13 protein-coding genes are annotated in these 14,343 nt (G+C 52.8%); 4 read left to right on the top strand and 9 right to left on the bottom strand.

Annotation, left to right across the window (positions count from 1 at the left end; genetic code table 11):
• Nucleotides 1-641 precede the first annotated feature (641 nt).
• The 5 genes from WC5_RS13690 to WC5_RS13710 form a co-directional block, all read right to left on the bottom strand.
• Nucleotides 642-1,739 carry an alkene reductase gene (locus tag WC5_RS13690; RefSeq protein ID WP_000895477.1) on the bottom strand — a complete coding sequence of 366 codons (1,098 nt, stop codon included), beginning with the start codon at nucleotides 1,737-1,739 and terminating at the stop codon, nucleotides 642-644.
• Between the two features lie 18 nt (nucleotides 1,740-1,757).
• Complete coding sequence (locus WC5_RS13695; RefSeq protein WP_000848792.1) at nucleotides 1,758-1,970, bottom strand: YdgH/BhsA/McbA family protein; 213 nt, start codon at nucleotides 1,968-1,970, stop codon at nucleotides 1,758-1,760.
• 157 nt (nucleotides 1,971-2,127) lie between these two features.
• Nucleotides 2,128-2,544, bottom strand: coding sequence for an SRPBCC family protein (locus WC5_RS13700; protein ID WP_001140838.1), 417 nt, complete (start codon nucleotides 2,542-2,544; stop codon nucleotides 2,128-2,130).
• Between the two features lie 25 nt (nucleotides 2,545-2,569).
• Nucleotides 2,570-3,367 carry an SDR family NAD(P)-dependent oxidoreductase gene (locus tag WC5_RS13705; protein ID WP_000762716.1) on the bottom strand — a complete coding sequence of 266 codons (798 nt, stop codon included), beginning with the start codon at nucleotides 3,365-3,367 and terminating at the stop codon, nucleotides 2,570-2,572.
• A gap of 19 nt (nucleotides 3,368-3,386) precedes the next feature.
• Nucleotides 3,387-4,397: an aldo/keto reductase gene (locus tag WC5_RS13710; protein WP_000023622.1), complete on the bottom strand. Its 1,011-nt coding sequence runs from the start codon at nucleotides 4,395-4,397 to the stop codon at nucleotides 3,387-3,389.
• A 133-nt stretch (nucleotides 4,398-4,530) separates the two neighbouring features.
• Here WC5_RS13710 and WC5_RS13715 point away from each other — a divergent pair, with 133 nt between their 5' ends.
• Nucleotides 4,531-5,418 (top strand): LysR substrate-binding domain-containing protein, encoded by an 888-nt coding sequence (locus WC5_RS13715; protein WP_000566329.1) that lies wholly within the window; start codon nucleotides 4,531-4,533, stop codon nucleotides 5,416-5,418.
• A gap of 67 nt (nucleotides 5,419-5,485) precedes the next feature.
• Here WC5_RS13715 and WC5_RS13720 read toward each other — a convergent pair whose 3' ends face one another.
• Nucleotides 5,486-6,685, bottom strand: a complete 1,200-nt coding sequence (locus WC5_RS13720; protein WP_000439173.1) for a BaiN/RdsA family NAD(P)/FAD-dependent oxidoreductase — start codon at nucleotides 6,683-6,685, stop codon at nucleotides 5,486-5,488.
• A gap of 230 nt (nucleotides 6,686-6,915) precedes the next feature.
• On the opposite strand from WC5_RS13720, the gene pitA reads away from it, so the two are divergent.
• Nucleotides 6,916-8,415: an inorganic phosphate transporter PitA gene (gene pitA, locus WC5_RS13725; protein ID WP_000902772.1), complete on the top strand. Its 1,500-nt coding sequence runs from the start codon at nucleotides 6,916-6,918 to the stop codon at nucleotides 8,413-8,415.
• A 66-nt stretch (nucleotides 8,416-8,481) separates the two neighbouring features.
• Here pitA and uspB read toward each other — a convergent pair whose 3' ends face one another.
• Nucleotides 8,482-8,817 (bottom strand): universal stress protein UspB, encoded by a 336-nt coding sequence (gene uspB / locus WC5_RS13730; RefSeq protein ID WP_000626187.1) that lies wholly within the window; start codon nucleotides 8,815-8,817, stop codon nucleotides 8,482-8,484.
• A gap of 390 nt (nucleotides 8,818-9,207) precedes the next feature.
• Here uspB and uspA point away from each other — a divergent pair, with 390 nt between their 5' ends.
• Nucleotides 9,208-9,642 (top strand): universal stress protein UspA, encoded by a 435-nt coding sequence (gene uspA / locus WC5_RS13735; RefSeq protein WP_000323571.1) that lies wholly within the window; start codon nucleotides 9,208-9,210, stop codon nucleotides 9,640-9,642.
• Nucleotides 9,643-9,941: 299 nt separating this feature from the next.
• Nucleotides 9,942-11,411, top strand: coding sequence for a dipeptide/tripeptide permease DtpB (gene dtpB / locus WC5_RS13740; protein WP_001098670.1), 1,470 nt, complete (start codon nucleotides 9,942-9,944; stop codon nucleotides 11,409-11,411).
• A gap of 46 nt (nucleotides 11,412-11,457) precedes the next feature.
• Here dtpB and rsmJ read toward each other — a convergent pair whose 3' ends face one another.
• Together rsmJ and prlC are read right to left on the bottom strand one after the other, a co-directional pair.
• Nucleotides 11,458-12,210, bottom strand: coding sequence for a 16S rRNA (guanine(1516)-N(2))-methyltransferase RsmJ (gene rsmJ, locus WC5_RS13745; RefSeq protein WP_000686600.1), 753 nt, complete (start codon nucleotides 12,208-12,210; stop codon nucleotides 11,458-11,460).
• A 7-nt stretch (nucleotides 12,211-12,217) separates the two neighbouring features.
• Nucleotides 12,218-14,260, bottom strand: a complete 2,043-nt coding sequence (prlC, locus tag WC5_RS13750; RefSeq protein WP_016231545.1) for an oligopeptidase A — start codon at nucleotides 14,258-14,260, stop codon at nucleotides 12,218-12,220.
• Between the last annotated feature and the right edge of the window lie 83 nt (nucleotides 14,261-14,343).

Raw genomic sequence — 14,343 nt, 5'->3', positions numbered from 1 at the left:
ATTTGACATGAAAATAATGTCACTAAAAACACAACAAATTGATATGTAACGATATTTATCACATAACTATCCACCTTGACCTGCTCCCTGCTGGCTAGCAGGGATCGATTTTTACAAGGTTCGCTATTAACACGGAGTAGGCAAACTCATTGGGCTGAAAGTCCGATGTAAGCGAGAAGCGGAAGTTCGGTGTAGAGAAAAGGCGTGATGGGGTCTAGTTTATCTGTTGCGATTCAGTCATGGCTAAAACTTACTGTGAGGAAATTCGGCATATCGAGCCCCGCGAACAGCCGCGTGACGGCAGTCAATTGAGCCGCCAGTGTGAGCGTTTATCGATTTTGTCAAAGTACCTGACGCTTATAGGGATAAACAATCATAAAGGGTCGGGAGGTGCCTGCAAAGACAGTTAATAGCTCAATCAGCTCTCCGCGTTTTAACTCATCCTCGACGATAAAGCGGTAAACCTGCATCACACCTGCGCCGTTTTTAACTAATGTCAGGGTCGCAAGATAATCTTCCCGACAGACCGGCTGCGGGTTTCAATTCTGAATTCACGGGTTTGTTCCATAAATGACCACGGGGCAGGACAGCCATTGCCAGGAAGGATGTGTAAGTACCCCGTATAATCGAGCCATTCAAATTCAGAGAACCGGATAATCCAGATATCCATCTTTACCGCCGCCAAAGAATTTCTCTTTGATGGGTGCATTCAGCGGTAAATCGTTTTCCAGACGATGCGGAAGATCCGGGTTGGCAATAAACGGACGACCAAAACCAATCAGATCAGCCCAGCCGTTAGCCAGCGCCTCTTCGGCGCGCGCTTTGGTGTATTTACCGGAGTAAATCAGCGTGCCGTGGAAAATTATGCGCAGCGCTTCTTTAAAGGCCGCAGGCATCACCGGCGCATCTTCCCAGTCGGCTTCGGCAATATGGATATAGGCAATCCCCAGCTCGTTCAGTACGCTTGCCGCCGCGAGGTAGGTCGCTTCCGGCGTATCGTCTCTGGAGCCCATCAGCGTAGTCAGCGGCGCGAGACGAATTCCTACACGCTCTTTACCAATCGCCGAAGAGACAGCTTCCACCACCTCTTTCATAAAGCGCAGACGATTTTGCAGCGAGCCGCCGTATTCGTCATTACGCAGGTTGGCCTGCGAGTCAATGAACTGGTTAATGAGATAGCCGTTCGCGCCGTGCAACTCAATACCGTCAAAGCCAGCGGTAATCGCATTACGCGCCGCCTGAGCATAGTCATCAACGATTGACGGGATCTCTTCCAGCGTCAGTGCACGTGGCATGTCATGCTGAACCATCTCGCCAACGCCGTTCTCCGGACCACGGCCTTCCACATCGACAAACACTTTTACCCCTTCGGCCTGAATCGCCGAAGAGGACACCGGTGCGGCGCCGTTCGGTTGCAGCACGGTATGAGACACGCGACCGACGTGCCACAGCTGAGCAAAAATTTTACCACCTGCGTGATGTACCGCATCGGTCACTTTTTTCCAGCCAGCAATCTGCGCCTCAGAATAAATACCCGGCGTCCAGGCATAACCCTGCCCCTGCTGGCTGATTTGCGTACCTTCGCTGATGATAAGTCCAGCACTGGCACGCTGCGCGTAATAGTCCGCCATCATGTCAGTCGCAACGTCACCCGCACCGGCGCGGGAACGCGTCATCGGTGGCATTACAATACGGTTTTTTAATGGCAACGCATTCAGCGCATATTTAGCAAATAACATAATGGGTTCCTCGCGCGATTATTTATACAGTTCGGCACTCATGGTGACGGTATTGCCCATGCGAGCGCTGGTAATTTTGTATTCGGAGGCGTTCATCTCTTTCGCTTTCTGCGCAATAACCGCTTCCGCAGAATCCAGTGTTGTACCGGTTGCTGTCACGCTTTGCGCCGATGCGTTAAACGCCGCGACAGAGAAAAGAGAAGCCGTAAAAATTGCGATGATCGTTTTCATGTTTATATTCCAGTGTGTCTTAATTGTTTGGCGTTTATTAACGCGATGGGGAGAGAATACGCCTGCTGTCTGATAACATAAATGATACAAATGACAATAGACTATTCTGTTTTTGTTAATAATCAGACGCCGGACATTCCGACGCCTGTCGATCGCATCAGGCAACAAAGTTGTCCTTCAGCGCCTTGAGACCATCCCGATAGATGCCGGTAAACAGCGCCTCAGCCTCTTCGTTCGTCACATTCACCGGGGTGAATTCACCGAACCATTCCACACGGGAAACCTGGCTGTCGGCGGTTTCATGAACGGTAATGGTGGAGAGGTAATCCACCACCGGGAACGGTGCCTGAATAATGGAATAGGTATAACTGCGTTGACGGTTATCAAACGCTTCCAGACGTTCAACCACAGTGCCGCCGTCAGAGGTTGTCAGCGAACGAACGCGACCACCTTCTGTCACCACGCTTTTCGGGATGAATGGCAGCCAGTCTGGCAGCGCATCAAAGCCGCCCATCAATTGCCATACGGCGTCGGCAGAAGCCGGGATTTCGATCGATACAGTTGTTTTAGCCATGATAATTTTCTCTTAATTTATAGGGTTACATAGTCAGGGTGTCGACGACGCCGCCATCGACGCGCAGGGCTGCCCCTGTGGTTGCCGAGGAAAGTGGTGACGCGAGATAAACCGCCAGATTCGCCACTTCTTCCACATCCGCCGCACGCTGGATGATGGAGCTTGGACGCGAGGTTTTAACAAACTCATCGGCCTGTTCACGCGCACTGCGTCCCGACTGTGCAGCGGCATCCGCCAGCATCTCTTTCAGGCCATCGGTAAAGGTTGGCCCTGGCAGAATGGCGTTGACGGTCACACCGGTTCCCGCCAGTCGTTTCGCCAGACCATGAGAGACCGCCAGATTCGCGGCTTTGGTGACGCCGTAGTTGATCATGTCGCCAGGGATTGCCACGCCGGATTCAGACGAGACAAAGATAATCCGCCCCCAGCCCTGTTCCGTCATGCCTGGCGCATAGTGACGCGCCAGACGAACGCCGGAGAGGACGTTGACGTTATAGAAGTGCATCCACTCATCATCCGGCACGCTAAAGAAATCTTTATCGTTGAAAATACCCAGATTATTGACCAGCACATCAGCCGTTGGGACTGCAGCGATCAGCGCAGCCACGCCGTCTTCGGTGCTGAGATCGGCCACCACGCCGCGCAGTGACGCTGTGGGAGTTTGTGCCGCAATCGCAGCCATGGCGTCATCAACGCCGCTCTGTTTACGGCCGACGACAACCACCGTTGCGCCTGCTTTTGCCAGTCCGGCGGCGATACCCTGCCCAATGCCGGAGGTTGAGCCGCTGACCACCGCGACTTTACCTGTCAGATCCAGTTTCATCGTTTTCTCACCAGGTTGCTTAACGGGTCGGCAGCGGAGCGTTTTCCGCAACCAGATTTTGACGGCGCATTTCTGCCCAGAATTCAGCCGGAACAGGCGCATTCAGTGCAGCCAGATCTTCTGCCATACGGCCAGGACGGCTGGAGCCAGGAATAACCGCCGCAACGGCCGGGTTTGCCAGCGCAAACTGCAGCGCAGCTGCTTTAACGTTCACATTGAAACGTGTGGCAATGGCGTTAATTTGCGCCACTTTCTGCTGGATGGCCGCAGAGGCTTTCTGATATTCAAAGTGCTCGCCGCCTGCCAGTACGCCAGAGCTGTACGGACCACCGACAACGATATCCACATTCTGTTCCAGTGCTTCTGGCATCAGGCGTTGCAGCGCACGTTCGTGATCCAGCAGGGAATAACGCCCCGCCAGCAGGAACGCATCTGGCTTCGGTTCGTCCAGCGCCAGCGTCAGTTCGCAAGGTTCGACGCGGTTCACACCCAGTCCCCAGGCTTTAATCACACCTTCGTCACGCAAACGCGTCAGCGCACGAAACGCACCGGTACGAGCAATGTTGAACTGCTCCAGCCAGCTGTCACCGTAGAAGTCCTGCGCCGGGTCGTGGATCCAGACAATATCCAGACGGTCTGTTTTCAGGCGTTTCAGGCTGTCTTCAATCGAGCGCAGCGTGGCGTCAGCAGAGTAGTCATTCAGAATTTTGTTTTTCAGGCCGTGTTCGAACAGGCCACCTTTTTCACCGAAATCACGTTTTGCCGGATCTTCCATTTCGTCCAGCATGATGCGGCCGACTTTGCTGCTCAGAACGTATTCATCGCGTGGATACTGAGACAGCGCTTCACCCATGCGGATTTCAGAAAGGCCAGAGCCGTACAGCGGCGCGGTATCGAAGTAACGCACGCCCAGGTTCCAGGCTTCGCTCACGGTGGCGTGGGCCTCTTCTTCCGGGATGGCACGGAACATGTTGCCGAGCGGTGCGCCGCCTAAGCCAATTTTGCCGGGAAGTAAATTTTTGATGCTCATAAGATGTCCTCAATTATTCGGTTTGGGTTCGGGCGTTTTTTTGCTATCGCCCTGTGACGTGGATCACATTACCTTGCGAGGTTGTGACTTGATAGGACATAATTCGTCTGACTTAAGTCCTTTGAGGTCTAACATGATTGATTTACGCCAACTGAAGTACTTCGTGGTGGTCGCAGAAGAAGAGCACGTGGGACGCGCAGCCGAGCGATTACATATCTCGCAATCACCGCTGAGCCGCCAGATTGCACAACTGGAAGAACGGCTGGGGCTGATGCTGTTTGAGCGTAATCAGCAGCGCATTCGCCTGACCGCTGATGGACAGACATTCCTTGCCGAAACACGTTCGTTGCTGACACACGCCAACCGTCTGGAGTCGTTAGGCAAACGCCTGGGACGGGGGGAAGATGGTGGCTTGTGTATTGGCTATATTGAAAACGCCATGCATTCCGGTGTGCTTTCTACGGCGCTACGTACGTTACGTGTATCGCGTCCGAATGTGCATATCGCACTTTACAGCCAACCACCAGCCACTCAGATTGAAGGCCTGCGCCAGCGCAGTCTCGATTTTTCTCTGGTCGATACGCCGCCCGCCGACAGCGAGCAGGATCTGGAATATATTCAGGTTCTGGATGATCGAATGTTGTTGGCCTTACCGCAAAATCATCCTCTGGCGCAGGAGGAAAACCTTGTCGCGTCACAACTTGGCGATGAGCAGTGGATTGCGGTGATTCATAACGACGATGCGCATTCTCGCGATCATTTTGTCGCCGCCTGTGTTAACGCCGGGTTTAATCCTGATATTCGCCTGGAAGCGGGTGAACCACTCACGGCATTAGGTCTGGTCGCTGCGGGATTAGGTCTGGCCTTAATTCAACATAGTCTGCGTCATAATGCGCCGGAAGGGGTGGTATTACGTGAATTGCCGTGGATGAATTATTCAACGCAATTATGGGCAGCATGGCATAAAGCCAACCAACGTCCGCTGGTTTCCCATTTCCGCCAGATTTTGCGCGGTGAATAAAACGTTAAGCAGGAACCATGAGTTCCCGCTTCCCGGCCTTGATGTTGATAACGGCGCCGAATTTTTATTATTTATTCACAGCCGCCAAATCCTGCGCACAAGCCCATGCGCTCGACCACGCCCACTGGAAGTTATAGCCCCCCAGCCAGCCGGTGACGTCCATCACTTCACCAATGAAGTACAGCCCCGGCACTTTGCGCGCTTCCATTGTCCGTGAAGAGAGTTCGTTGGTGTCCACACCGCCGAGCGTCACTTCGGCGGTGCGATAGCCTTCGGTGCCGTTGGGCTGCACACGCCATTCGGTTAATGTGGTAATCAGCGCCTGTTGATCACGCACGTTGAGCTGTTTTAGCGAGACATCCGGGATTTGCCCCAGTTGTTGTAACCGTTCAACCAACCGTTTCGGCAGATGAACCGCCAGGGTGTTCTTCAGGCTCTGGTTTGGATGTACGTTACGCTGCTCATTAAGGAAGGTTTCGAGATCCACATCCGGTAGCAGATTGATGCTGACAAATTCGCCCGGCTGCCAGTAGCTGGAAATCTGTAATACCGCAGGGCCGGATAAGCCACGATGAGTGAAGAGTAAGTTCTCGCGAAATACGGTGCCGTTTTCAGCGGTGATCACCGAAGGCACCGCCACGCCCGCCAGCACCTGTAACTCTTCCAGCAACGGTTTATGCAGGGTGAATGGCACCAGGCCAGCGCGGGTTGGCAACACGTTGAGGCCAAATTGTTCGGCAATCTTATAACCGAACGGCGATGCGCCCAGACCAGGCATCGAGAGACCTCCGGTGGCAATGATCAGTTTATCGCAGCCGACGGACATACCGTTCAGTTCAAGCGTAAACCCCGTTTCATCCTTTGCCACACTCAGCACTTCGCTGCGCAATCGGAAGGTCACATTACCCTTTTCACACTCATCCACCAGCATGTCGACAATCTGCTGTGCAGAGTCATCACAGAAGAGTTGTCCTAACGTTTTCTCGTGCCAGGCGATGCCGTGTTTATTGACCAGATCAATGAAATCCCACTGGGTAAAGCGGGCGAGAGCTGACTTACAAAAATGCGGATTCTGGCTCAGATAGGCGCCAGGTTCGACATAAAGGTTGGTAAAGTTGCAGCGCCCACCGCCAGACATGAGGATTTTGCGCCCCGGTTTTTTACCATTATCAATCAGCAAAACTCTGCGTCCCGCCTGACCTGCCAGCGCAGAACAGAACATACCAGCCGCACCAGCGCCTATAATAATGGCATCAAACCTTTCCACGTTGCGCTCCTCTTAGAAAAAACGGGCGTGAATTGTAAAGATTCCTCAGTGGTCGCACCAGCATCAATATTACTTAGGGGAAGTATTTACCTGAATTATATAAGATAATTATTTTTTGAGTGAAAATCATACAGGAGGCAAATCAAAAAAATCTATATTTCACTTTGCCCGCGCCGCGAAAGTCACTGATAATGCGCCGCGTTCATGTCCTCAAAATGGCGTAACGTCCTATGCTACATTTGTTTGCTGGCCTGGATTTGCATACCGGGCTGTTATTATTGCTTGCACTGGCTTTTGTGCTGTTCTACGAAGCCATTAATGGTTTCCATGACACAGCCAACGCTGTGGCAACTGTCATCTATACCCGCGCGATGCGTTCTCAGCTCGCAGTGGTTATGGCGGCAGTGTTCAACTTCCTGGGTGTTTTGCTGGGTGGTCTTAGTGTTGCCTATGCCATTGTGCATATGCTACCGACAGACTTGCTGCTTAATATGGGATCGTCCCATGGTCTCGCCATGGTGTTCTCTATGTTGCTGGCAGCGATTATCTGGAACCTGGGTACCTGGTACTTTGGTTTGCCAGCATCCAGCTCCCATACGCTGATCGGCGCAATCATCGGTATTGGTTTAACCAATGCGTTGATGACCGGTACGTCAGTGGTGGATGCACTCAATATCCCGAAAGTATTAAGTATTTTCGCATCTCTGATCGTTTCCCCTATTGTCGGCCTGGTGTTTGCTGGCGGTCTGATTTTCTTGCTGCGTCGCTACTGGAGTGGCACTAAGAAACGCGCCCGTATCCACCTGACCCCAGCGGAGCGTGAAAAGAAAGACGGTAAGAAAAAGCCGCCGTTCTGGACGCGTATCGCGCTGATCCTTTCCGCTGTCGGCGTGGCGTTTTCTCACGGTGCGAACGATGGTCAGAAAGGCATTGGTCTGGTTATGCTGGTGCTGATTGGCGTCGCACCAGCGGGCTTCGTGGTTAATATGAATGCCTCTGGCTACGAAATCACTCGTACCCGTGATGCAATCAACAACGTGGAAGCTTATTTTGAGCAACACCCTGCACTGCTGAAACAGGCGACCGGTGATGATCAGTTAGTACCGACTCCGGAAGCAGGCGCAACACAACCTGCGGAGTTCCATTGCCATCCGTCGAATACCATTAACGCGCTCAATCGCCTGAAAGGCATGTTGACTGCTGACGTGGAAAGCTACGACAAGCTGTCGCTTGACCAACGTAGCCAGATGCGCCGCATTATGCTGTGCGTTTCTGACACCATCGACAAAGTGGTGAAAATGCCTGGCGTCACAGCAGATGATCAGCGTCTATTGAAGAAACTGAAGTCCGATATGCTGAGTACCATCGAGTACGCTCCGGTGTGGATCATCATGGCGGTCGCGCTGGCGTTAGGTATCGGTACGATGATTGGCTGGCGTCGCGTGGCAACGACTATCGGTGAGAAAATCGGTAAGAAAGGCATGACCTACGCTCAGGGGATGTCTGCCCAGATGACGGCTGCGGTGTCTATCGGCCTGGCGAGTTATACCGGGATGCCGGTTTCCACCACTCACGTACTCTCCTCTTCCGTAGCGGGGACGATGGTTGTTGATGGTGGCGGCTTACAGCGTAAAACAGTAACCAGCATTCTGATGGCGTGGGTGTTTACTCTCCCGGCTGCGATACTGCTCTCCGGCGGGCTGTACTGGATCTCCTTGCAGTTCCTGTAATCGCACGCATAAAAACGAGCGGGTCAGTTTTCTGACCCGCTTTTTTATGCGTTATTGCTGTGGTATTTAATGCCAGATCATCAATGCAATCAGGCTTACCACGACCAGACCACACAATGCGCTGGTCAGAATAAACTGCCGACGCACACGCTCGCAGCGACGAATAAACTCATCATCGTGATGATCGCGATACCTCTGAGCATAGATATACCAAACGAGACGCACCTGTTTGTTAGGTTGGCCATGTGAGGTAAAAAAGCCCCCTCCATCTACATATTGATAGAGCAATGGATCGCAATTACGCAGTACCACTAACAACGCGCGTAGTGATGAGAAATAGCGCGCCATGTTAACAATGCAAACGACACATAAAGCCCAAAATAATGCGACGGTGCTTATCATACCTCCTCCCCGGCGACCGGCCCACGGAGTTCCACTCCGGGGCTACCGCTCCCGATACGCTGCCAATCAGTTAACACCAGGTCCTGGAGAAACCGCTTTTGTCGTGACGCACATCCGAGCGGCTCTATAGATAGTGTAGGAGATCAGCTTGTTTTTTTTCCATAAGGTTAACCACTATCAATATATTCATCTCGAAAATTTGATTATCTGATTGGTAAGCAAGGCGGATTGACGGATCATCCGGGTCGCTATAAGGTAAGGATGGTCTTAACACTGAATCTTTACGGCTGGGTTAGCCCCGCGCACGTAGTTCGCAGGACGCGGGTGACGTAACGGCACAAAAAACGCTAGCTGGCCAGTCATCGACAACTTTATGGAAGGAGTAACACTATGGCTTATAAACACATTCTCATCGCGGTCGATCTCTCCCCGGAAAGCAAAGTTCTGGTAGAGAAAGCAGTCTCTATGGCTCGCCCCTACAATGCGAAGGTTTCTCTGATCCACGTAGATGTAAACTACTCTGACCTATACACCGGGCTTATTGATGTGAATCTGGGTGATATGCAGAAACGCATCTCCGAAGAGACTCATCACGCGCTGACCGAGCTCTCCACCAACGCAGGTTACCCAATCACTGAAACCCTGAGCGGCAGCGGCGATTTGGGTCAGGTTCTGGTGGATGCAATCAAGAAATACGATATGGATCTGGTTGTTTGTGGTCATCACCAGGACTTCTGGAGCAAACTGATGTCTTCCGCGCGTCAACTGATCAACACCGTTCACGTTGATATGCTGATTGTTCCGCTGCGCGACGAAGAAGAATAATCATCCCCTCCCGACTTGCTCCCGACGCCCGCTTATGCGGGCGTTCTGCTTTTGCGCACTCCTGGCCTGCAGGCTCATAGATACATAGAGCTATCCAAATTTTCAGCACCTCAGAAATCAGAATCTAAAACCACCTTACTTCAAACAACCAGCATGATTATCTGGTTATTTTCTATAGAAATAGTGCATATAACTATTTACCACATCAATATTAAAAATCTTAGACATCTGTAAAATCTTTCGCGCGCAATCAATTACGCATTCATACTTTTCAGGATGGTATTGGAAGGTTAATAAATATGAATACAACAACACCCACCGGGATGCTGCAACAACCTCGCCCATTTTTCATGATCTTTTTTGTCGAATTATGGGAGCGATTCGGCTACTACGGCGTGCAAGGCGTGCTGGCGGTTTTCTTCGTTAAACAGCTCGGATTCTCACAAGAGCAGGCCTTTGTCACCTTTGGCGCTTTTGCTGCGCTAGTCTATGGACTTATCTCCATTGGTGGCTATGTCGGCGACCACCTACTTGGGACTAAACGCACCATTGTTCTTGGGGCTATTGTGCTGGCGATTGGTTACTTCATGACCGGAATGTCGCTACTTAAGCCTGATCTGATTTTCATCGCCCTGGGCACTATTGCCGTCGGCAACGGCTTGTTTAAAGCCAACCCGGCAAGCCTGCTTTCTAAATGCTATCTACCGAAAGACCCGCGTCTGGATGGTGCTTTCACTCTGTTTTACATGTCGATCAATATTGGTTCATTGGTGGCGCTGTCGCTGGCACCAGTGATTGCCGATAGATTTGGTTATTCCGTTACCTATAACCTGTGCGGGGTAGGTTTGATTGTCGCGCTACTGGTCTACATCGCCTGTCGCGGGATGGTGCAAAATATTGGTTCAGATCCAGACTTCCGACCACTGAACTTCGGCAAACTGTTGTACGTGTTGATTGGCAGCGTAGTGATGATCTTCGTCTGTGCATGGCTGATGCACAACGTAGAAGTCGCCAATCTGGTACTGATCGTCCTCTCCATCGTTGTCACCATTATCTTCTTCCGCCAGGCATTCAAGCTGGATAAAACCGGGCGCAATAAAATGTTCGTCGCCTTTGTGCTGATGCTCGAAGCGGTGGTGTTTTACATCCTCTACGCCCAGATGCCAACGTCGCTGAACTTCTTTGCCATCAACAACGTGCATCATGAAATTCTCGGTTTTTCCATCAACCCGGTCAGCTTCCAGGCGCTTAACCCGTTCTGGGTGGTACTCGCCAGCCCAATACTGGCGGGCATTTACACTCATCTGGGTAACAAAGGCAAAGACCTCTCGATGCCGATGAAATTTACTCTCGGCATGTTTATGTGCTCGCTGGGTTTTCTGACTGCCGCCGCTGCGGGGATGTGGTTTGCTGATGCGCAGGGACTGACATCACCGTGGTTTATCGTGCTGGTTTACTTGTTCCAGAGCCTGGGTGAACTGTTTATTAGCGCCCTTGGGCTGGCAATGGTTGCTGCCCTGGTGCCGCAGCATTTGATGGGCTTTATTCTCGGGATGTGGTTCCTGACGCAGGCTGCCGCGTTCTTGCTCGGCGGCTATGTGGCAACATTTACCGCAGTGCCAGACAATATTACCGATCCGCTTGAGACGTTACCTGTCTACACCAACGTGTTTGGTAAGATTGGTCTGGTCACGCTGGGCGTTGCAGTAGTGATGTTGATGATGGTGCCCTGGCTGAAACGAATGATTGAGACACCGGAAAGCCATTAATTTTTTTGCAGAAAAACGGGTAGCTATAACGCTACCCGTTTTACTTTTACTCCGGCGTACCCGCATAAATATCAAAGCGATGCCCTTTGGTAACAACCGCGTTCGGTGTGGCGACATTCGCCAGCGGCGGCGCATAGTCCGGGCGCTTCACCACCACGCGTTTGGTCGCCAGCAACCGCGCAGGCTCCAGCAACCCATCGGCATCGAGATCCGGCCCCACCAGCGACTGAAACACACGCATCTCTTTTTTCACCAGCGCGCTTTTCTGCTTATGTGGGAACATCGGGTCAAGATAGACCACCTGCGGGCGCGGAGTAATATCGGTTAGCGCCGTCAGGCTGGAGGCGTGAATTAACTGCAACCGCTCCTGCAACCAGCCGCCGATTTCCGCATCCGCATAACCACGCGCCAGGCCGTCGTCGAGTAGCGCGGCAACCACTGGATTACGCTCCAGCATCCGCACTCGGCAGCCGACTGAAGCCAGCACAAAGGCATCGCGCCCCAGCCCTGCGGTGGCGTCCACCACATCCGGCAAATAATCGCCTTTAATGCCCACCGCTTTCGCCACTGCCTCACCGCGTCCGCCGCCGAATTTGCGACGGTGCGCCATCGCTCCGCCAACAAAATCAACAAAGATGCCGCCAAGTTTTGGCTCATCACGCTTGCGCAATTCCAGATGCTCTGGCGTTAACACCAGCGCCATCAGATTGTCTTCATCGTGCTCCAGCCCCCAGCGGGTCGCCAGAACAGATAAGGCGCCGTCTCCGGCGCCCGATTCATCAATTAAACAGATTTTCACTGACTAATCAGTCCTTAATACCGTAGTGCTCCAGCATCGCATCCAGTTGCGGTTCACGACCACGGAAGCGTTTGAACAGCTCCATCGGCTCTTCTGAACCGCCACGGCTCAGAATGTTGTCGAGGAACGACTGTCCAGTATCACGGTTGAAAATGCCCTCTTCCTCAAAGCGCGAGAAGGCATCTGCCGCCAGCACGTCGGCCCACAGGTAGCTGTAGTAACCTGCGGCATAACCACCGGCAAAGATATGGCTAAATGCATGTGGGAAACGACCCCATGACGGAGACGGCACCACGGCAACCAGTTTCTTGATTTCTGCCAGAGTTTCGAGGATTTTCGCTCCCTGATCCGGGCGGAACTCTGCATGGAGGCGGAAATCGAACAGACCGAACTCTAATTGGCGCAGAATAAACAGCGCCGCCTGGTAGTTCTTCGCCGCCAGCATTTTATCCAGCAGCTCTTTCGGCAGCGGTTCGCCGGTTTCATAATGACCGGAGATAAACGCCAGCGCCTCCGGCTCCCAGCACCAGTTTTCCATAAACTGGCTCGGCAGTTCGACCGCATCCCACGGCACCCCGCTGATCCCGGAAACACCGGCAGTTTCGATGCGGGTCAGCATATGATGCAGACCATGACCGAACTCGTGGAACAGGGTAATCACTTCGTCGTGAGTAAACAGTGCCGGTTTACCGTTCACCGGGCGGTTGAAGTTACAGGTCAGATACGCGACCGGTTTTTGCAGCGAGCCGTCGGCTTTGCGCATCTGGCCTACGCAGTCATCCATCCACGCCCCGCCGCGCTTGTTCTCACGGGCATACAGGTCGAGGTAGAAGCTGCCGCGCAGTTCGTTGTTCTCATCATACAGTTCGAAGAAACGTACATCCGGGTGCCAGACATCAACATCTTTACGCTCTTTCGCGGTGATGCCGTAAATACGTTTCACAACTTCAAACAGCCCGTTAACCGCTTTGTTTTCCGGGAAGTACGGACGCAGTTGTTCGTCGCTGATGCTGTAGAGGTGCTGTTTCTGTTTTTCGCTGTAGTAAGCGATATCCCACGGCTGCAACTCATCGACGCCAAATTCGGCTTTGGCGAAGGCGCGCAGCTGCGCCAGCTCTTTTTCACCTTGCGGACGCGCGCGTTTTGCCAGATCGGTTAAGAAATCAAGCACCTGCTGCGGGTTTTCTGCCATTTTAGTGGCAAGGGATTTAAAGGCGTAGTTTTCAAAGCCCAGCAGTTGCGCCAGTTCGTGACGCAGGGTGAGGATCTCTTCCATCACCTTGCTGTTGTCCCACTTACCGGCGTTCGGGCCTTGATCGGAGGCGCGGGTGCTGTAAGCGCGATACATCTCTTCGCGCAGAGGCTGGTTGTCGCAGTAAGTCATTACCGGCAGGTAGCTTGGGATATCCAGCGTCAGCAGATAGCCTTCCAGTTCTTTCGCTTCGGCCTGGGCTTTTGCTGCAGCCAGCGCGCTTTCTGGCATCCCCGCCAGCTCCGCTTCGTCGGTGACGAGTTTGGTCCAGCCCATCGTCGCATCAAGAACGTTGTTGCTGTACTGGTTGCCCAGCTCAGAAAGACGGGTGGCAATCTCACCGTAGCGTTGCTGTTTCTCTTTCGGCAGACCGATGCCAGAGAGTTCGAAGTCGCGCAGTGCGTTATCAACCGCTTTTTTCTGCGCCGTGTTCAGCGTGGCGTAGTAATCGCCATCGCGCAGATCGCGGTACGCTTTGTACAGCCCTTCGTGTTGCCCGACCCAGGTGCTGTATTCCGACAGCAGCGGCAGCGTTTGTTCGTAGGCTTCGCGCAGCTCCGGGCTATTTTTCACCGAGTTCAGGTGGCTGACCGGGGAGAAAATACGTCCCAGCACATCGTCCACTTCCGCCAGCGGTTGGCAGAGATTTTCCCAGGTGTACGGTGCCCCCTGCGCTACCACGCGCTCCACATTTTCGCGGCAGTCGTTCAGCGCCTTAGTGACAGCAGGAACGACATGTTCCGGGAGAATTTTAGAAAACGGAGGCAATTCAAAGGGTGTCAGTAACGGATTCGTCATAGGTACAGTCCTGGTTAAATAGAGGGAACGAAACGCTCACAGGCGCTTTCGCCGGAGGCGACGCTGACGTCTTATCCGGCCTA

The sequence above is a fragment of the Escherichia sp. KTE114 genome, assembly GCF_000407765.1.
GTDB lineage: Bacteria > Pseudomonadota > Gammaproteobacteria > Enterobacterales > Enterobacteriaceae > Escherichia > Escherichia ruysiae.
This window is presented reverse-complemented; position numbering and strand designations above follow the sequence as displayed.